Origin of the sequence: Streptomyces sp. 15-116A (genome assembly GCF_025290915.1) — a bacterium.
Lineage (GTDB): Bacteria > Actinomycetota > Actinomycetes > Streptomycetales > Streptomycetaceae > Streptomyces.
On the sequence record NZ_JAOCQE010000004.1, the window covers coordinates 1 to 19,397 of the forward strand.

Here is a 19,397-nt window from a genome sequence, read left to right on the forward strand (position 1 = left end):
GCCGCCCTGCGCGGCCGGGGCGCTGTCGGCGTCCTGGTTCCGCTCGGCCTGCGGGCGCCGCGCGCGGTACGCGGCCCGGTAGGCGGCCGGAGAAGAACCCAGCTGCCGCCGGAAGTGCCCGCGCAGCGCGACCGGCGAGCGGAAGCCGCAGCGGCCGGCGACCTCGTCCACCGAGTAGTCGGAGGTCTCCAGCAGCCGCTGCGCCTGCAGCACCCGCTGGGTGATCAGCCACTGCAGCGGCGCGCTGCCGGTCAGCGAGCGGAAGCGGCGGTCGAACGTACGCCGGCTCATGTACGCGCGTGCCGCCAGCGTCTCCACGTCGAACTGCTCGTGGAGGTGCTCCAGCGCCCAGGCGACGACCTCGGCGAGCGGGTCGGCGCCGATCTCCTCGGGTAAAGAGCGGTCCAGGTAGCGTTCCTGGCCTCCGCTCCGGCGAGGCGGCACCACCAGGCGGCGGGCGAGCGCGCCGGCCGCCTCGTTGCCGTGGTCCGTGCCCGCCGATGTCAGCACGTCGCCGTCGTCCACGAAGAGTTCGCGTGGATCGACGTGCACCGACGGATAGCGTTTCGCCAGCGTCGGCGCGTACATCCAGTGCGTGGTCGCCGGACGGCCGTCCAGCAGTCCCGCCGCCGCGAGGACGAACGCGCCGGTGCACAGCCCGACGATGCGTGCGCCCTCCTCGTGGGCCCGGCGCAGTGCGTCGAGCGCCTCCTGAGGCGGTGGTGAGGTGATCGAGCGCCAGGCCGGTACGACGACCGTGCCCGCGCGGGAGATCGCCTCCAGGCCGTGTGGCGCGGTGAGTTCCAGGCCCCCTGTGGTCCGCAGCGGGCCTTCCTCGCCGCCGCACACCAGCAGGCGGTAGCGCGGTACGCCGGCGTCCTGGCGGTCAACCCCGAACACCGACAACGGTATGGAACTCTCGAAAATGGGGCCGCCGCTGAACAGCAGCACCGCGACGATCTCCTTGCGGCGTCGCCCGGCGAGTTTCCGGGCCGCGGTCTCCGTGGCAGTGGAGTCGTGGCTCATGCTGCTAAGCCCCCCTCGGTGGTCGCGGCTCCTCGGTCGTGTCGCTCCTGCACGTTTCCCCTCGGTTTTGCACGAGTCCCCCGCCGTAACAGTCAAGATCGAATCTACTGCGTCCGATCGCGCCCGGGTGGCCAGTTCGGCACCCGGCGCATTGTCGACTTGGCAACTTGGCGTGAAGCATTCGATCACGAAGCGTTGCACTAGGGGAGGGCGCAGGGAAGTGCGCCTTGTCGCAGTGGCCAATCCCCGTAGGGTGCGCAGACCCCCGGCGGCCCTTTCCGTGCAGGTGGAACAGGGGTTGGGGGGTGCTCACGACAGGGAATGCACAGGAACCGGAAGTTGGCTGAAAAGAGACGGGCTCGTGCGCGGAAACCGGTCAGCCGACCGGTGTATCTCCGCCGCCGTGCCGTCCGCCCCGGTGAGCGCCACCGCCGGTGCGGTGGGCGGGGGTTCGGGGGCGGTGGTGCCGGCCGCGGTGGGGTGCGGGGATACCGGGCCGGTCGCCCGCCCGGCCCGTCGGCCGGTCCCCTGACGGCTCCTCCGAGGACTCCCGGGCGGCGGCCCGCGCCGAGCGGCGGATCAGGAGGTGGCAGGCGCCCGTGACGGCCGCGAGGCCCAGGGCGATGCCGGTGGCGCCGGCCAGGGAGGAGCCGCACCACAGCAGGACGACGGGGACGAGCAGACAGCTGAACGCCGCCCAGCGGACCACGTCGGTGATCGCGCGGTCCGCCTCCGGGGCGGGACCGGGTCCGGGCATGGTGTGCTCCCTGTGGCGTGGCTCACGGAGTTCAACGCGCGGCCTCCCCGTCGGTCACTGCGTTTCCCGTGCGGACGACGGGGAAAGAGGCCGGGCACGTCCGGATGCCGGGGAATGTTGAATCCTGTGCAAACCGCCTGTACAACGCAGCAACCATTGCGTTACGGGCATCCCCTCGTGCATGCTCCGGGGAACCCGCCGCCAGCGTCGGCGGGATCTGGGCTTAGGAGGCGTGCCGCCGTACCCTTGGGGGTATGGGGTTGGGAAGACCATTCCCGGACACAGCTCCGCCGCACACTGTCGTCCCCCATAAAAGGATCACAACGCCGAGACAGCCATGGCCGGTCACGAATTCTTCGAACCCGCGGACCGCAAGCGACCGGTCGCCGACCCCACGGCGGCCGATCCCCTGGCGGCGGAACAGCCACGCCATTCCTGCGACCCCGCGTTCCGGCACGGAGTGGTCGTCGGCTTCGACGGCTCCACCTCCAGCGAGCGCGCCCTCGCCTACGCGATCGGCATGGCCCGGCGTTCCGGCTCGGGCCTGATCATCGTTCATGTCGCCAACCGGCTGCCGACCACCGTGTGGGCGGGCTGCGAGCCGCCGGTCTTCGTCGATGTGCCGGACCACCGCACCGAGGTGCTGGGGCTGGAGCTGGCGTGTGCGGACTATCTCGCCGAGGTGCCCTGGATCCTGGTCGAGCGCGGCGGCGACATCTGCCACGAACTGGAAGAGGTCGGCCGGGAGTACGAGGCCGACGCGATCGTGGTCGGCTCCACGCACGGCATCGTGGGCCGGATCTTCGGCTCGGTCGCGGGCCGGCTCGCCAAGCGGGCGCAGCGCCCCGTCGTTGTCATTCCGTAACTCGCCGTTGTCCCAGGTGAGATGAGATCTGGGAAGCGCCGGAACCCTTCTGCGGATGCTCAAAACTACTGGCGCGTAGAGGTGTTTGTGCCTTTGTGAAGGGCATATATGCCACACCGCACAACTGCACATGCACGAAGGGAGCCCGCCGTGGACAACGACGTCTCTGCGGGAAGCGGAATCACCAGTGTGGCCGGCCGACTCGCCCTGGGTATCACCCTGTTGGCCTTCGGTCTCGGCGCCACCGAGGTCATCGACGGCGTGACGGCGGCGGACGCCGGATCCATCGCTCAGTACGTGGGCGGCGTCGCCCTGTTCGTCGTGGGGCTGTTCGCGCTCCGCGAGGGTGACATGACCTCCGGGACGGCGTACTCGGTCCTCGGCGCGCTGTGGTTCACCTGGGCGGTGGCGGAGCCGGGCTCCGCGAACGCGTCCGGGATGTTCCTGCTGCTGTTCGCGCTCGTTGCGCTGACGCTGGCCGCGGCGCCGGGTGACCAACTCGCCAAGGGGACGTACGGGTTGTTCCTGGTGGCGCTGGTGTTGATGGCGGTTGCCGCGTTCGCCGAGAACGGGAGTCTGGCGAAGGTGGGTGGATGGTTCGCCGTGGCGGCGGGGGTCGTTGCCTGGTATGCGGCGACGGCCGCTGTCGCGAACTGGCCGACTGTGGTGCCTCGTCGCGCGGGCCGGGGTGTGACGGCCACCGGCTAGCTGCGCGGGCCGGGAGTTGGGCGGCTCCCGGCGTGTGAGAACGGACCCCCTGTGTGTGGGTGGCACACGTGGGGGTCCGTTCGGTTGTTCGGCCTGTGCGGGTTGTCTGTGGCTGGTCGCGCAGTTCCCCGCGCCCCTAACCCCCTACTCGACCGTTACTGACTTGGCCAGGTTCCTGGGCTTGTCGATGTCTCTGCCCAGGGCCAACGCCGTGTGGTACGCGAGGAGTTGGAGGGGGATGCCCATCAGGATGGGGTCGAGTTCGTCCTCGTTCTTCGGGACGACGATGGTGTGGTCGGCCTTGGTCTCGGGCTGGTGGGCGACCGCGAGGATCTGGCCGCTGCGGGCCTTGATCTCCTCCATCGCGGCGCGGTTCTTCTCCAGCAGGTCGTCGTCGGGGACGATCGCGACCGTGGGGAGGGCCGGCTCGATGAGGGCGAGGGGGCCGTGCTTGAGCTCGGAGGCGGGGTAGGCCTCGGCGTGGATGTACGAGACCTCCTTGAGCTTGAGGGAGGCCTCGCGGGCCACCGGGTAGCCGCGGACGCGGCCGATGAAGAGCATCGAGCGGGCCTCGGCGTACTTCAGGGCCAGCTGCTTGATGTCCTCCTCCTGCTTGAGGATCTCGGCGATCTGCTCCGGCAGCTTGCGCAGGCCCTCGATGATCCGCTTGCCGTCGCGGACGGAGAGGTCGCGGGTGCGGCCGAGGTGCAGGGCGAGGAGGGCGAAGGCGACCGTGGTGTTGGTGAAGCACTTGGTCGACACCACGCAGACCTCGGGGCCCGCGTGGACGTAGATCCCGCCGTCGGCCTCGCGGGCGATCGCCGAGCCGACGACGTTGACCACGCCGAGGACCCGGGCGCCCTTGCGCTTCAGCTCCTGGACGGCCGCGAGGACGTCGTACGTCTCACCGGACTGGGAGACGGCGACGTACAGGGTGTCGGGGTCCACGACCGCGTTGCGGTAGCGGAACTCCGAGGCCGGCTCGGCGTCGGCGGGGATGCGGGCCAGCTCCTCGATCATCTGGGCGCCGATCATGCCCGCGTGGTACGAGGTGCCGCAGCCGAGGATCTTCACGCGGCGGATGCGGCGGGCCTCGCGGGCGTCGAGGTTGAGGCCGCCGAGGTGCACGGTTGAGAAGCGGTCGTCGATGCGGCCGCGCAGCACGCGGTCCACGGCGTCGGCCTGCTCGTGGATCTCCTTGTGCATGTAGGTGTCGTGGCCGCCCATGTCGTAGGAGGCGGCCTCCCACTCCACGGTGGTGGGCTCGGCGGTGGTGCGGGTGCCCTCGGTGGTGTAGGTGCGGAAGTCGTCGGCCTTGAGGGTGGCCATCTCGCCGTCGTCGAGGGTGACGATCTGGCGGGTGTGGGCGACCAGCGCGGCGATGTCCGAGGCGACGAACATCTCCTTCTCGCCGATGCCGAGGACGACCGGCGAGCCGTTGCGGGCGACGACGATGCGGTCCGGGAAGTCGGCGTGCAGGACGGCGATGCCGTACGTGCCCTCGATGAGGCGCAGGGTCTCGCGGACCTTGTCCTCCAGCTTCTCCGCCTGCGAGCGGGCGATGAGGTGGACCAGGACCTCGGTGTCCGTCTCGGAGAGGAACTCGACGCCGTCGGCCTCCAGCTTGCGGCGCAGGTCGGCGGCGTTGTCGATGATGCCGTTGTGGACGACGGCGACCTTGCCCTCGGCGTCCAGGTGCGGGTGGGCGTTGACGTCGGAGGGGGCGCCGTGGGTGGCCCAGCGGGTGTGGGCTATGCCGGTGGTGCCCTTGAAGCGGGCCGGGACCTTCGCCTCCAGGTCACGCACGCGGCCCTTGGCCTTGACCATCTTCAGGCCGGCCGTCTTGGGGGACGTGACGACGATGCCCGCCGAGTCGTAGCCCCGGTACTCCAGGCGCTGCAGGCCTTCCAGCAGCAGCGGAGCGACCTCTCGCCTGCCGATGTATCCGACGATTCCGCACATATTGGGTGTGTTCCTAGCCGTAGACGATGCGCCGCAGCTGCCGGAGCGAGAGCTCCGGCGGGGCCACCGCGCGGTATCTGAGGTCCGCCTCGATCCGTTCGAAGATCGTCGCGTTCACCAGGCCCTGGGCCTGGAGCTCGCGATGGCGGCGACGGACGTACTCCTCGGTCGTCTCGTCGAAGTAGGCGAGCACGTCCTGGATCACCCGCAGCGCCTCGCCCCGGCTGAGGGGCGTGGACCGCGTCAGATGATCAACAAGTTCGTCGTGCACTCGATGATCCTGAGGTACCGGAGACTCTGACGCAAGAATTCTGCCCGATTCCGGGCAGAGGTGTAGCGGTCCTGCTACATGCGCTTGAGGATCGCCTGCTTGGCCAGGGAGAACTCCTCGTCGGTGAGGATCCCGGAGCGGTGCAGCTCGCCGAGCTCGCGCAGGCGGCGGAGCAGGGCATCGTGGTCGTCCTCGGCGGGAGCGGGGGCGGGGCTGGTGGGGGCCGGTGCCGGGAGGGCGGCCGCGTCCTGGGAGTGGGGTCCGTCCGCTGCGGCGGCCGGATGGGGGAGGCGGGCCTGGACGGCGGCGGCGACCAGCGCCATCAGGGGGTCCTTCTTGAAACCCCACAGCTCGACCGCGTTCGGGTCGTACTTGGCGGGCGCCTTGGTGGGCGCGTTCCGGACGTGGAAGCGCAGATGGCCGTTGTCCAGTCCGGCGGCCGGCTGCCACTCGACGGCGGTGATGTCACCCAGGGCGAGGGTGCGGGTGCCGGCGGCGGCCTTGGCGTCCTCCGTCTTCCAGTTCCACTCCAGGCGCACGCGCTCCCCGTCGAAGCTCACCGTGCCGTCCCCGGCGGAGACGGACAGCGGCACGGACGGGCCCGGCAGCAGATAGGAGTCCACCGGGTCGGACGGCACCTCGTCGAGCAGCAGGGCGTTGCGCACCTCGTCCGTGAAGTACTCCGCGACGCCGTACCGGTCGGACTCCACCACGAGCTGGTACGGGTCGTGCGGCTCGGTCAGCCGGCCGCCCGTCGCGTGCAGCAGCGGGTCGGCGCCGTCCCGCAGCCGCAGCCTGAGCCGCCCGGCCTTCTTGCCGTGCTCGAACGAGATCCCCGCCAACGCGCCCAGCGGGACGACCAGTTCGCCCAGGGTCCGGCGCAGCAGACCCACGCTCTTGTCCCGTCCGGGGGTCAGCCGGAGCGCATCGCCGTCGAAGGCCCAGGTGCCGTCCTTCTGGATGATTTCCGCCATGGTCTGGATTGTTCCATCCCTCTCGCGAGAGAGTGGTCCAGACCTCTTGGAGCGCAACCGCGCACGGAAGGGACACACTTGTGAGAGAACGCTCTGTAAGACCGCACCGCAGAACGTTTCGCCTTCTCGGTTCCCTGCTGCTCGTCACGGCCGTCGGCGCATCCCTGACCGGGGCCGCGCCCGCCCGCGAGCCCAGCAGCCCCGCTTCCGGCCCCGTCCCGCTCGACCGCGTGATCCCGGCACCCGCCTCCGTGCAGCCGGGCGGCTCCCCCTACCGCATCACCCGCGGCACCCAGATCCGCGTCGACGGCTCGCGCGAGACGCGCACGGTCGGCGAGTACCTCGCGGACGTCCTGCGGCCCTCCACCGGCTACCGGCTGCCCGTCACCGACCACGGGCGCGGCGGCATCCGACTCCGCCTCGGCAAAGGCCCCTTCGGCGAGGAGGGGTACCGCCTGCACAGTGGCCGCTCCGGCGTCACCATCACCGCCGCACGGCCCGCCGGGCTCTTCCACGGTGTGCAGACGCTCCGTCAGCTCCTGCCCGCCGCCGTGGAGAAGGACACCGTCCAGCCCGGCCCCTGGCTGGTCGCGGGCGGCACCATCGAGGACACCCCGCGCTACGGCTGGCGCGGCGCCATGCTGGACGTCTCCCGGCACTTCTTCTCCGTCGGCGAGGTCAAGCGGTACATCGACCAGCTCGCCCTCTACAAGGTCAACAAGCTGCATCTGCACCTCAGCGACGACCAGGGCTGGCGCATCGCCATCGACTCCTGGCCGCGCCTGGCGACCTACGGCGGCTCCACCGAGGTCGGCGGCGGACCCGGCGGGTACTACACCAAGGCCGACTACAAGGAGATCGTCCGCTACGCCGCCTCCCGGCACCTGGAGGTCGTCCCCGAGATCGACATGCCGGGCCACACCAACGCCGCCCTCGCCTCCTACGCCGGCCTGAACTGCGACGGCGTGGCACCCCCGCTCTACACCGGCACCGAGGTCGGCTTCAGCTCGCTGTGCGTCGGCAAGGAGATCACCTACGACTTCGTCGAGGACGTGGTGCGCGAGCTGGCCGCGCTCACCCCGGGCCGCTACCTCCACATCGGCGGTGACGAGGCGCACTCCACCCCGCACGAGGACTACGTGAAGTTCATGGACCGCGTGCAGCCGATCGTCGCCGAGTACGGCAAGACCGTCATCGGCTGGCACCAGCTCACCGGCGCCACCCCCGCCAAGGGCGCCCTCGCCCAGTACTGGGGCCTGGACGGCACCAGTGCCGCGGAGAAGGAGCAGGTGGCGGCCGCCGCCCGCAACGGCACCGGCCTGATCCTCTCGCCCGCCGACCGCGCCTACCTCGACATGAAGTACGACAAGGACACCCCGCTCGGCCTGTCCTGGGCGGGCTATGTGGAGGTGCAGCGGTCCTACGACTGGGACCCGGGCGCCTATCTGCCGGGCGCTCCCGCCTCCGCGATCCGGGGTGTCGAGGCGCCGCTGTGGACGGAGACGCTGGAGAACTCCGGGCACCTGGAGTTCATGGCCTTCCCGAGGCTGCCCGGGATCGCCGAGCTGGGCTGGTCCCCGGCCGCCACGCACGACTGGGCGGACTACCGGCAGCGGCTCGCGTCCCAGGCGCCGCGCTGGGAGGCGCTGGGGATCGGCTACTACCGCTCGCCGCAGGTGCTGTGGCCGGCCGAAGGGGGCGCCGACGCCGGCTGACCTCCCGCGAGGCCGTGGAGTCCTCGTGGAAACCCTGTGGAAGTGATGTCGGTGGCCGCCCTTATGCTGCACCGCAACGATCACGCGGTACCCGGGGAGGGGCGGCCATGCTGGGGAAGTTGTTGGGCAGGGGCGGGGACAGACAGGCGGGGAATCCGCAGGTGCTCGCCCCGCGCAAGGGCAAGCACGGGGTCCTCACCCTGCGCGCGCTCGGCGACCCGAGGGTGCTCGCCCTGGTGGAGGCAGCCGACGCGGGGGACTGGACGGCCGTGAAGGAGGCCCTCGCGCCGTTCGACCTCGGCCGGGAGCAGGCCGTGCTCGGTGAGCTGGCCGTGATCGACGGCGTGCAGGAGTGGATCGTCCAGGCCGCCGAGGAGGACAAGGAACACCGGGCCACCGCCCTGCTGATATCGGGCGCGCGGCACGTCCACTGGGGCTGGGAGGCACGTACCTCCGCCCGCGCCGTGGACGTGTCGCGCGAGCAGTGGCAGACCTTCTACGAGCGGCTGCGCATCGCCGAGGAGCACCTGCTCGAGGCCGCCGAGCTCCGCCCCGACTGGATCACACCGTGGCGGCATCTCCTCACGTCCGCCCGTGGCATGTCCCTCGACGACAGCGTCAAGGAGACCCGCCGCGACGCCGGTCTGCGCCGCGATCCGCTCAACCTGGACATCCACCTGGAGTGGGTGTCGCAGCTGCAGCCCCGCTGGGGAGGCGAGCCGGGCCAGGCTCTGGAGTTCGCCCGCAAGGCCTTCGCCGCCGCGCCCGACGGCCACCGGCTCGGCTGCGTCATCGCCATGGCGTACATCGAGGAGTGGGTGGAGTCGGACAACCGGGACTGCCTGCAACAGCCGCGGATCTGCGCCGAGTTGAGGGAAGCGGCGGAGCGCAGCATCCTGCACCACGCGTACGAGCGCCGCCTGGGCTGGCAGGGCGACTACAACATGTTCGCCATGGCCCTCTCGCTGGCCGGCAGCAGCAAGGCCTCGAACGTCTTCCGCGAACTGGACGGCGTGTTCACCGAGTGGCCGTGGACGTTCATGGCCGACCCGCAGAAGGCGTACGCCCGCTTCCGCAAGGCCTTCTGAGCCTTCCGGTCCTCCGTCTCCCGCCATCGCCCCACCACTTCACGCACCCCGGACCGCCGATGACTCTGCCCGAGCACACCGCCACCGACCGCACCTTCCAGGTCGACCTGCGCGGTCTCGTCGACCTCCTGTCCCACCACCTCTACTCCAGCCCCCGCGTCTATCTGCGCGAACTGATGCAGAACGCGGTGGACGCGCTCACCGCCCGGCACACTCTCGAACCTGCCGCCTCCGCGGGCGCGTTCGGCATCCGCCTGTACGCCGACGGCAAGGCCGTCCGCGTCGAGGACGACGGTGTCGGACTCACCGAGGCCGATGTGCACACCTTCCTCGCCACCATCGGGCGCAGCAGCAAGCGCGCCGAGAAGATCGCCGAGCAGCGCGCCGACTTCATCGGCCAGTTCGGCATCGGCCTGCTGTCCTGCTTCCTCGTCGCGGACGAGATCCACGTCGTCAGCCGCTCCGCCCGCACCCCCGACGCGCCCGCCGTGGAGTGGCGGGGCCGCGGCGACGGCTCGTACACCGTCCGCACCCTGCCCGCCTCCGCCCGCCCCCGGCCCGGCACCACCGTCACCCTCACCCCGCGCGCCGACGCCGCCGAGTGGACCCGCCCCGCCCAGGTGCACACGCTGGCCCGGCACTTCGGCTCGCTGCTGCGGCACCCGGTGACCTTCGACGACGGGACCGGAGGCCCGGGAGCGTCCATCAACCCCGAGCCCGCGCCCTGGTCGCGCACCTATCCCACGCCCGGTGCCCGCGCCCGCGCGCTCGCCGCGTACGGCGAGGAGGTCTTCGGCTTCACGCCGCTGGACACCATCGAGCTCGACCTGCCCGCCGTCGGCCTCAAGGGCATCGCCTGCGTGCTGCCCGAGGCGGTACCGGCCGGACGCCGGCACGGCCACCGCGTGCACGTGAAGGGCATGCTGCTGTCCGAGCAGGCCGAGGAGATCCTGCCCGACTGGGCGTTCTTCGTCCGCTGCGTCGTCGACGCCGAGAGCCTGCGCCCGACCGCGTCGCGCGAGTCCCTGTACGAGGACGACACCCTCGCCGCCGTGCGTGACGCCCTCGCCGAGAAGCTGCGCGCCTGGATCGCCCGCGCCGCCGCCAGCGACCCCGAGCTGCTCGGCCGCTTCCTCCAGGCCCACCACCTCGCCGTGAAGTCGCTCGCCGTGCACGACGACGAGATCCTGCGGATGCTGCTGCCCTGGCTGCCGTTCGAGACGACCGACGGGCACTGCACCCTGGACGAGTTCGCGCGCACCCACCGCACCGTGCTGGTCACCTCCAGCGTGGAGGAGTTCCGGCAGATCGCCCAGATCGCCTCGGCCGCCGGGCTCGGTGTCGTCAACGGCGGCTACACCTACGACCGCGACCTGGTCCACCGGCTGCCCGAGGTCCGGCCCGAGGTGAGCGTCGCCGACCTCGACCCGGCGACCCTCACCGCCCACCTCGACCCGGTCGACCGGGAGACGGAACTGGCCGCCGCGGCCTACCTCGCACAGGCCCGCGACGCCCTCGCCGTGTTCGACTGCGACGTCGCGCTGCGCACCTTCCAGCCCGCCTCCGCACCCGCCCTGCTCATGGACAGCCGCGAGGCCCGCCACGAGCGCACCCGCTCCCAGCTCGCCCGCGAGCAGCAGGGCGGCGTCTGGGGCGACATCCTCGGCGCCCTGCGCCAGGAGGCGCCGCGCGCCCAGCTCATCCTCAACCAGCTCAACCCGCTGGTCCGCACCGCCCTCACCATCGACGAACCCGAGCTGGCCCGCACCAGCGCCGAGGCCCTCTACGGGCAGGCCGCGATGCTGTCCCGGCGCCCGCTCAGGCCCGCCGAGTCGAGCCTGATCAACCGCTCCTTCCTCGACCTTCTCGCCCACGCCCTGCGCAAGGACAGCTGACGATGCCGACCGCACCCCAGACCACCGACGAGCTGTACCAGGCGCTCCAGGAGAACGACCGGCGCCCCTACGGCCGCACCCGCACCGTCACCGCCGAGGAACTCGTCGACGCCGCCGAGCAGTTCGGCGAGCCTGTGCCGCTCGTCCACGCCCTGTTCGAGCTCCAGGAGGCGTACACCTACGGCTCCGAACCCCGCAAGTCGCCGGTCGTCTTCGCCCGGCTGCTCACCCTGTTCGATGAGCAGCCCGACGTCTTCGACGAGCGGCTGCGCCACATGCTGTTCTGGCGGTTCAAGTGGGTCGCGAACGCCCTGCGCCAGCTGCCCGAGATACCCCTGGCCAGCCTGCGCCAGTGGCAGACGGAGATGCACGACCGGTACGAGAAGGAGGGGCTCGGCCTCCAGCCGTACTACGGCCAGGCGTACCAACTCGCCGCCCACATCGGCGAGGACACCGCCCTCGCCTACGAGCTGTGGGCGGGCCGCGCCCGCACCCGGCTCAGCGACTGCGAGGCCTGCGAGATCTGCGAGCGCGCGCTGTACCACCTCCGGGCGGGCGACGACGCACGCGCGCTGGCCACCTGGGAGCCCGTCCTCGCCGGGAAGGAGTCCTGCCAGGAGGAGCCGGCCCGCTCCATCTCGTACGCGCTGCTGCCCCTGCTGCGCACCGGCCGCACGGACGAGGCGCGCACCCTGCACCTCGCCGGGTACCGCGGCTCCCGCCGCAATCCCTCGATGGCCGGAGAGGTCGGTCGGCACCTGGAGTTCTGCGCGCTGACCGGCAACGAGGCGCGCGGCCTGGAACTGCTCGCCGAGAACCGCACCCTGTTCGGCGAGGTCGACTCGCCGCTGGACCAGCTCGACTTCCTCACCGGTGTGGAGGTCCTCCTCCAGCGCGTCGAACTCCTCGGCCACGGCGACCTGCCCGCCGCCGGATACGCCGGCCGCACCTGGACGGTGACCGCCCTGCGTGCCGAGGTACGGGGCCGCGCGGACGACCTCGCCGCCCGCTTCGACGCCCGCAACGGCACCACCGCCCACACCGACCGCCGCAGGGCCCGCCTCGACCGGGCGCCGCTCCTGGACGCGCTGGAACTGACCCTGCGCAGCCGGACTTTGGACGACGTGACCCCGGCGGCGGCCCCCGCCGCTCCGGCCGCCGCGCCCGCCGTCCCCGAGTCCCTCCCGGACCTCATCGCACGGGCGCGGGAACTGGACGAACAGGGCCACCCGGACGCCCGCGCCCTCTGGGCCCGCCTGCGCGCACTGGTCACCGACCCCGCCTACACCCACCCCGACGACCCGGCCGTGGGTCCGCTGGTGCGCCTGCGCGCGGACCTGCTGGCGGAGGAGGGCAACCGCGCGGGCGACAAGGACGACTTCGCGGTCGCCGCCGCCCTCCTGGAGGAGGCCGCGGGCCTCTACGAGGACGCCGGCGAACCGGGCCAGGCAGCCATCACCCACGCCTGCGCGCTGCTCGCGACCGCGGAGATGCCGCCGGAGCAAGAGGCGGTCGACGAAGAGGTGGCGGCCCAGGCGAAGGCAAGCGCGCTGACCGACGCCCATGCCTCCATCGTCCGGCTGCATGAGGAGACCGGCGGGCTCACCCCCTACCAGGAAGCGCGGCTGCTGCGGCTGCGGGTGACCGCGCTCGCGCTGCGCTTCCAGACCTCGCACCGCGAGGAGCACAGCGCGCCGGTGCTCGCCGAGGCTGGCCTGCTGGAGGAGTTCGCCACCCGGCACGGCATCGGCACGCAGATCTCCGGTGCGCGGCTGCTGCGGGCCACCACCTACGCCATGACCGGCGAGCTGCCCGCCGCCGTCGCCGAGATCGACACCCTCCTCGGCCGGCTGAGGGAACACGGCCCCGCCTGGCACCTGCCCCGCGCGCTCGGGCTGCGCGGCAAGCTCCAGCTCGGCCTCCAGGACGCCGAGGCCGCCTACGCCGACCTGTCCGAGGCGCTGCGCCTGGCCGCCGAGTGGCCCTCCGAAGGGCGCGGCACCGCCCACCTCCACGGTGATCTCGCCGAGGCCTGCCTGCACCTGGGCCGCCCCGACGAGGCCCTGCGGCATCTCACCCGCTCCGCCGAGCTGGAGCTGCGCCGCGGCAGCCGTTTCGACGCGTTCTGCACCTACAGCAACGCCGCCCGCCTCACCCTCGACCTGGGCCGCGTCGAGGACTGCATCGCCCTGCTCGACTCGCTCCTGGCCGAACCGGACGCCGCCGCGGGCGAGCTGGACGACCGGCTCCTCGCCCAGCTCCGCCTGACCCGCGCCCGCGCCCTGCACGCGGGCGGGGACCTCAAGGCGGCCACCGCGGAGTTCGTCGCCCTCGCGGCCGAGTCGGCCGGCTGGGACGACGACCCGGGCAGCCACGCCATGATCGCGGCGGAGACGGCCGTACTCCTCGCCGAATCGGGCGAGTTCACCCGCGCCCGCGAGGCCGCGGACCAGGCGCTCGCCGCCCACGCCCTGGAGCCGCGCTTCGAGCAGCTCAGCAACTGCCTGCGCGAACTCGCCCGCCTCCAGGCCCAGCAGCAGGGCCCCGACGGCCTGCCCGGCGCCCTCCGCTTCCTCGAGGACGCGGGCCGGGTCGCCGACGAGGCCCGCGCCGCCGGGTACCAGGCCCACGGCCGCTCCCTGGACACCGCCCTGGCCTACGAGTACGGCAGGGTCAACGCCTACGCCGGCGCCTACGAGGACGCGCTCGCGGCGCTGGACAAGGCCGTCGCCCTGCTCGGCGACCCGGGGCAGGACCCGGATCACGCCGGCGAGTGGGCCGAGTGCGTCCGCCTCGCGGCGGCCGTGGAGGGCATCTACCTGGAGCGCACCGCCCCCGCCCTGGCCCGCCTCGACGCGGCGATCGCCCGCCTGACCCCGCTGGGCCACACGGAGGACATCGAGCCGCTGGCGTCCCTGGCCGCGCAGCTGCGCGACGAGGACTGACGGCGGCCGGTACCGGCACACGCGGACGGGCACCCCGGAGGACCGTACTCCGGGGTGCCCGCCTGTCCGGTGCCCGCCGCTCCGTGCGGGCGGTGTGTCAGAACCCGGCGATCGGGTTCTCCAGCGTGCCGACCAGCTGCAGCGCGCCGGACGGGTCCGCGAGGTCGACCATCTGCCTGTTGTCGCGCAGCTGGAGCCGGTTGAGGCAGGACAGCGCGAACTCGGGCGCGAACATGTCGTACTGCTGGAACTTCTCGGTCAGCTCCGGCACCGACTCCTGGTACGCGCGGGTGACCTCGGCGACCGTGCGCCAGAAGGAGTCCTCGTCGAGGATCCCCTCGGTGGCGAGGTTCGCCGCCAGGAAGCGGAAGAAGCAGTCGAAGACGTCCGTGAAGATGGACAGCAGCTTCTTGTCCTCCGGGACCTCCACCGCGATCCGGGACACCTCCGGCGGCAGCACCGCGTCCGGGTCCATCACCGCGATCTCCTCGGCGATGTCCTTGTAGATCGCCCGCTGCACCACGCCGTCCTTCAGCACCAGGATGACGTTCTCGCCGTGCGGCATGAACACCAGGTCGTAGGCGTAGAAGCTGTGCAGCAGCGGCGTGTAGTACGCCCGCAGATAGCGCCGCAGCCACTCGGTGGGCGTGAGACCCGACCGCTCGATCAGCGCGCCCGCGAAGGACGCCCCCTCATGGTCCACATGGACGAGCGAGGCCATGGTCGCCAGCTGCTCGCCCTCCCCCAGCGACGGCACCGGGCTCTCCCGCCAGAGCGCGGCCAGCATCTTGCGGTACGGCGAGTAGCGGTCCGTGGCCTGCTCGTACTCCAGATGCCGGTAGCCGACGGCGGCCCGCTCCCGGATGATCGACAGACCCGTGCCCTTGAGCACCTCGTCGCCCTCGATGAGCTGCGCCAGCCAGTCGTTGATCGCCGGGGTGGCCTCCATGTAAGCGGCCGAAAGACCGCGCATGAAGCCCATGTTGAGGACGGACAGGGCCGTCTTGACGTAGTGCTTCTCCGGGTTGGACCGGTTGAAGAAGGTCCGGATGGACTGCTGCGCCAGATACTCGTCCTCGCCCTCGCCCAGGCACACCAGATGCTTCCTGGCGACCTCGGCGGCGAAGGTGACGGTGAGCTTGTTCCACCACTGCCAGGGGTGGACCGGGATGAACAGATAGTCCGCCGGGTCGAGCCCCTGCCCGCGCAGCACCCCGTGGAAGCGCTCGACGGTGTCCTCACCGAGCTCGTCCCGCACGAACGACTCGTACTCGATGCCGACACCGGCCGTGAACGCGGCCCGCGAGCGGTGCGCGGCCAGCCACACCAGGCGGACGGGGCTTGCCGTCTCGGGCGCGTACGACAGGTACTCGTGGATGCCGAACCCGAGCCGCCCGTTGTTGGCGACGAAGCACGGGTGGCCCTCGGTCATCCCCGTCTCGATCGCCTGGAAGTCGGCGCGGGCGAGCTCGGCGGCCGGGATCTGCGGCTTGGTGAGCTTGTAGCAGGTGCCGGAGAGGGTGGAGGAGATCTCCTCCAGATACACCGGCAGCACCTCGTCGCTCAGACCCAGCGACTTCTGCAGCTCGATGAAGAAGTCCAGCGCGGACAGCGGCAGTTCGGCGCCCTCGCGGTGCCGGGTGAGGGAATCGGCGTCCACCTGCCAGTGGTCGAGCGCCCGGCGTACGGCGGTGAAGCGGTACTGGGTCAGCCCGTCGTCGCTGCGGACGACATAGCTCTTGTCGCCCGCCTCCTCCGGGGTGATCAGCCGCTCGTGGGCGAACTCGGCGAGCGCCTTGCGGATCAGCAGTCGGTTGGCCTGCTCCCAGTGCTCGGGCGTCAGATGCGCTACGGCGTCGGCGAGGCTCATGCCGCCACCCCCGTCGTCGCGAAGAACTGTTCCCGCGTGCAGAAACTCAGCAAGGCCCGCTTCTCCGGCTTCTGTATCTCCCGCTCGGGCACGAACCCGACGGCCTCGTTCAGCGCGTGCACCGCCGTGTTCTCGACGTCCGGCTCGACGACGACCCGCCGTGTGGCCGGGTCCTCGAACAGGTACGCCATCACGGCGGTGATCACGGACCGGGTGAACCCGTGCACCGGCCGGTCCGTCGGCGGGGTGAGGAAGTGCATGCCGACGTCCCCGGGCCGCGGCTCGTACAGCCCGACCAGTTCCCGGTGGGCGGGGTCGTACTTCTCCATCAGGAAGGCGGGCCGGCCGCTCTCGTCGAGGCCGAGATACGCGTGGTGGTGCTCGTCGGCGGCGATCTTCATGTACTCGCGCTCGACGTCCTCCAGTTTCGCGTCCTGCATCATCCAGAAGGCGGCCTTCGGGTGGGTGACCCAGGAATGCAGCAGCTCTGCGTCCTTCAGCGGGTCGAGGGGGCGGAACGTGAAGGTCATACGGCGAACTCCTGGAACGCGATGGTCTTCTCGACCGGGTAGTACTCGGTGCCGAGCAGCTCGCGGATGATGTACGAGTTGCGGTAGGCGCCCATGCCCAGGTCGGGGCTGGTGATGCTGTGGGTGTGGACTCCGGCGTTCTGGAGGAAGATGCCGCGCCCGGTGACGTCGATGGCGTAGTTGCGGGCGACGTCGAAGTTGCCCTGGGAGTCGTAGCGAAGGCGGTCGCGCACTGGCTTGAGGAACTCGGGCTCGATGTACTTGTACCCGGTGGCGAGGACGAGTCCCTCGGAGTCGATCTCGAAGTCCTTGTCCTGCTCCTCCTGGTGGAAGGAGAGCGTGTACGTGCCGTTCTCGTACCGGGCTCCGGTGAGCGCCGAGTTGGTGAGGAGCCTCGTCGGCACGGGACCGCCGAGGTTCTTCTGGTAGAGCAGGTCGAAGATCGCGTTGATGAGCTCGCCGTCGATGCCCTTGAACAGGCCCTTCTGCTCGGCGGTGAGCCGGTAGCGGGTCTGCTCCGGGAGGGCGTGGTAGTAGTCGATGTACTCCGGAGACGTCATCTCCAGCGTGAGCTTGGTGTACTCCAGCGGGAAGAAGCGCGGGGAGCGGGTGACCCAGTTCAGCCGGTAGCCGTGGACGTCGATCTCGCTGAGCAGGTCGTAGTAGATCTCGGCGGCGGACTGACCGCTGCCGACCAGCGTGATCGACTTCTTCTTCTGCAGCTCCGCCTTGTGCTGGACGTAGCGGGAGTTGTGGATGAAGTCGCCGTCCAGGCCGGCGCAGGCGTCCGGGATGTGCGGCGGGGTGCCGGTGCCGAGGACGAGATGCCGGGCGCGGAAGGACTCACCGGCCGCGGTGCGGACGACGTACACGTCGCCGTCGTACGTCACCTCGGTGACCGTCGTGCCGAAGCGGACGTTTCTGAGTTTGTTCGCGGCCCAGCGGCAGTAGTCGTCGTACTCGACGCGCAGCGGGTAGAAGTTCTCGCGGATGTAGAACGAGTACAGCCGGCCCTTTTCCTTCAGGTAGTTGAGGAAGGAGTACGGCGAGGTCGGGTCGGCGAGGGTGACCAGGTCCGACATGAACGGCGTCTGGAGGTGGGCGCCGTCGAGGAACATCCCCGCGTGCCACTCGAAGTCCGGCTTGGACTCCAGGAAGACGCCGGTCAGTTCGTCGATCGGCTCGGTGAGGCAGGCGAGGCCGAGGTTGAAGGGCCCGAGCCCGATCCCCACGAAGTCGTAGGTCTTCGTCGTGGTGTCAGGAAGCGCGGTCAAGGGACTCTCCCAGGTACTGCTCGGCGTGGCCGGCGATCAGATCGAGGACGGCGGCGATGTCGGCCGTCGTGGTCTCGGGGTTGAGCAGGGTGAACTTCAGGTAGTGGCGCCCGGCGACCTTGGTGCCCGCGACGACCGCGTCACCGGAGGCGAACAGGGCCTTGCGGGCGTAGAGGTTGGCGCGGTCGATCTCGGCCGGGTCGGTGACGGCGGCCGGGATGTAGCGGAAGACGAGCGTGGACAGGCTCGGCGCGACGACGACGTCGAAGCGCGGGTCGGCGGCAAGCAGCTTCCAGCCCTCGGCCGCGAGGTCGCACACCTCGTCGAAGAGCTGCCCGATGCCGTCGGCGCCCATCACGCGCAGCGTCATCCACAGCTTGAGCGCGTCGAAGCGGCGGGTGGTCTGCAAGGACTTGTCGACCTGGTTGGGGATGCGCTCGGTCACCATGCGGCGCGGGTTGAGGTACTCCGCGTGGTAGGTGGCGTGCCGCAGCGTGGCCGCGTCCCGCACCAGCACGGCGGACGAACTCACCGGCTGGAAGAAGGACTTGTGGTAGTCGACGGTGACCGAGTCGGCGCGCTCGATGCCGTCGATGCGGTCCCGGTACTTCAGCGAGGCGAGCAGCCCGCAGCCGTAGGCGGCGTCGACGTGCATCCAGGTGCCGTACTGCTCGCACAGCTCGGCGATCTCGGGGAGCGGGTCGATGGAGCCGAAGTCGGTGGTGCCGGCGGTGGCGACGACGGCCATGGGGACGAGACCGGCCTCGGTGCAGCGCTCCAGCTCGCGGGCGAGGGCGACGGTCTGCAGCCGCTTGTCGTGGTCGACGGGGATGGCGACGACGGCGTCCTGCCCGAGGCCCAGCAGCTTCGCGGACTTCTTCACGCTGAAGTGGCTGACCTCGGAGGCGAAGATGCGCAGTTTCGCGAGCGAGTCGCTCTTGGCCTCCTCGCGGGCGAGGAGCAGCGCCTGGAGGTTGGACTGCGTACCCCCGGAGGTGAACACCCCGTCGGCGGCGGGTCCGAGGCCAATTCGGGCGGCCGTCCAGTCGATGAGCTTGCGCTCGATGAGGGTGCCGCCGGCCGACTGGTCCCAGGTGTCCAGGGAGGAGTTGACGGCGGAGAGCACGGCCTCGCCGAGCACGGCCGGGATGACGACCGGGCAGTTGAGGTGGGCGAGGTAGCGGGGGTGGTGGAAGTAGATCGCGTCCCGGAGGTAGACGTCCTCCAGTTCGTCCAGCGCGGCGGTGATGTCGCCGAGCGGCTGGTCGAGGTCGATCGCGTCGATGGCGGGGGAGAGGGCGTCGACGGTGACGCCGGTGAACGGCCGGTCGGTGGTGGCGAGTTTGGCGGCCACCCGCTCGACTCCTTCGGTCACGGAGCGGCGGTACTGCTCCGCGGTGGTGTCGTTGAGCAGGTGCGAGCGCATGTGGGGGTCCTCCGGTGGGGACAGTCCGGTGCGGGAGGGAGCGGTGAGGTCGCGCGGGGCGTGATGCCGAAGCGCGACTTAGGTTAGCCTA

15 protein-coding genes are annotated in these 19,397 nt (G+C 71.0%); 6 read left to right on the forward strand and 9 right to left on the reverse strand.

Annotation, left to right across the window (positions count from 1 at the left end):
- Together N4P33_RS01415 and N4P33_RS01420 are read right to left on the reverse strand one after the other, a co-directional pair.
- Positions 1–1,026 (reverse strand): GlxA family transcriptional regulator (locus tag N4P33_RS01415; RefSeq protein WP_260824310.1); only part of this gene is annotated, 1,026 nt, incomplete at its 3' end.
- Positions 1,027–1,402: 376 nt separating this feature from the next.
- Positions 1,403–1,783: a hypothetical protein gene (locus N4P33_RS01420; protein ID WP_260824311.1), complete on the reverse strand. Its 381-nt coding sequence runs from the start codon at positions 1,781–1,783 to the stop codon at positions 1,403–1,405.
- A 337-nt stretch (positions 1,784–2,120) separates the two neighbouring features.
- On the opposite strand from N4P33_RS01420, the gene N4P33_RS01425 reads away from it, so the two are divergent.
- Positions 2,121–2,648 (forward strand): universal stress protein, encoded by a 528-nt coding sequence (locus N4P33_RS01425; protein WP_260824312.1) that lies wholly within the window; start codon positions 2,121–2,123, stop codon positions 2,646–2,648.
- 150 nt (positions 2,649–2,798) lie between these two features.
- Positions 2,799–3,356, forward strand: a complete 558-nt coding sequence (locus N4P33_RS01430) for a GPR1/FUN34/YaaH family transporter (RefSeq protein ID WP_260824313.1) — start codon at positions 2,799–2,801, stop codon at positions 3,354–3,356.
- 144 nt (positions 3,357–3,500) lie between these two features.
- On the opposite strand, the gene glmS is transcribed toward N4P33_RS01430, so the two are convergent.
- The 3 genes from glmS to N4P33_RS01445 form a co-directional block, all read right to left on the reverse strand.
- On the reverse strand, positions 3,501–5,318 hold the full coding sequence (gene glmS, locus N4P33_RS01435; protein WP_260824314.1) for a glutamine--fructose-6-phosphate transaminase (isomerizing): 1,818 nt from the start codon (positions 5,316–5,318) through the stop codon (positions 3,501–3,503).
- A gap of 13 nt (positions 5,319–5,331) precedes the next feature.
- Entirely contained in the window at positions 5,332–5,589 is a 258-nt protein-coding gene (locus N4P33_RS01440) for a hypothetical protein (protein WP_030869322.1), read from the reverse strand.
- A 74-nt stretch (positions 5,590–5,663) separates the two neighbouring features.
- Positions 5,664–6,563, reverse strand: coding sequence for a DUF4429 domain-containing protein (locus tag N4P33_RS01445; protein ID WP_260824315.1), 900 nt, complete (start codon positions 6,561–6,563; stop codon positions 5,664–5,666).
- Between the two features lie 80 nt (positions 6,564–6,643).
- On the opposite strand from N4P33_RS01445, the gene N4P33_RS01450 reads away from it, so the two are divergent.
- From N4P33_RS01450 to N4P33_RS01465, 4 genes are all read left to right on the forward strand, one after another.
- Positions 6,644–8,278: a beta-N-acetylhexosaminidase gene (locus N4P33_RS01450; protein WP_260824316.1), complete on the forward strand. Its 1,635-nt coding sequence runs from the start codon at positions 6,644–6,646 to the stop codon at positions 8,276–8,278.
- A gap of 107 nt (positions 8,279–8,385) precedes the next feature.
- Entirely contained in the window at positions 8,386–9,366 is a 981-nt protein-coding gene (locus tag N4P33_RS01455) for a hypothetical protein (RefSeq protein WP_260824317.1), read from the forward strand.
- 59 nt (positions 9,367–9,425) lie between these two features.
- Positions 9,426–11,261, forward strand: a complete 1,836-nt coding sequence (locus N4P33_RS01460; protein WP_260824318.1) for an HSP90 family protein — start codon at positions 9,426–9,428, stop codon at positions 11,259–11,261.
- Positions 11,262–11,263: 2 nt separating this feature from the next.
- Complete coding sequence (locus N4P33_RS01465) at positions 11,264–14,206, forward strand: hypothetical protein (RefSeq protein ID WP_260824319.1); 2,943 nt, start codon at positions 11,264–11,266, stop codon at positions 14,204–14,206.
- Between the two features lie 97 nt (positions 14,207–14,303).
- Here N4P33_RS01465 and N4P33_RS01470 read toward each other — a convergent pair whose 3' ends face one another.
- Genes N4P33_RS01470 through desA form a run of 4 tightly spaced genes read right to left on the reverse strand, consistent with a single transcriptional unit; the run spans position 14,304 to position 19,306 of the window.
- Positions 14,304–16,076 (reverse strand): IucA/IucC family siderophore biosynthesis protein, encoded by a 1,773-nt coding sequence (locus N4P33_RS01470; RefSeq protein WP_260824320.1) that lies wholly within the window; start codon positions 16,074–16,076, stop codon positions 14,304–14,306.
- Positions 16,073–16,606, reverse strand: a complete 534-nt coding sequence (locus tag N4P33_RS01475) for a GNAT family N-acetyltransferase (RefSeq protein ID WP_260824321.1) — start codon at positions 16,604–16,606, stop codon at positions 16,073–16,075. Before N4P33_RS01475 ends, N4P33_RS01470 begins: the two co-directional genes overlap by 4 nt.
- Positions 16,603–17,880: a lysine N(6)-hydroxylase/L-ornithine N(5)-oxygenase family protein gene (locus N4P33_RS01480; protein ID WP_260824322.1), complete on the reverse strand. Its 1,278-nt coding sequence runs from the start codon at positions 17,878–17,880 to the stop codon at positions 16,603–16,605. The genes N4P33_RS01475 and N4P33_RS01480 overlap by 4 nt, the downstream gene beginning before the upstream one ends.
- A complete protein-coding gene (desA, locus tag N4P33_RS01485; RefSeq protein ID WP_260824323.1) occupies positions 17,864–19,306 on the reverse strand; it encodes a lysine decarboxylase DesA in 1,443 nt (480 codons plus the stop codon). Before desA ends, N4P33_RS01480 begins: the two co-directional genes overlap by 17 nt.
- Positions 19,307–19,397 lie beyond the last annotated feature (91 nt).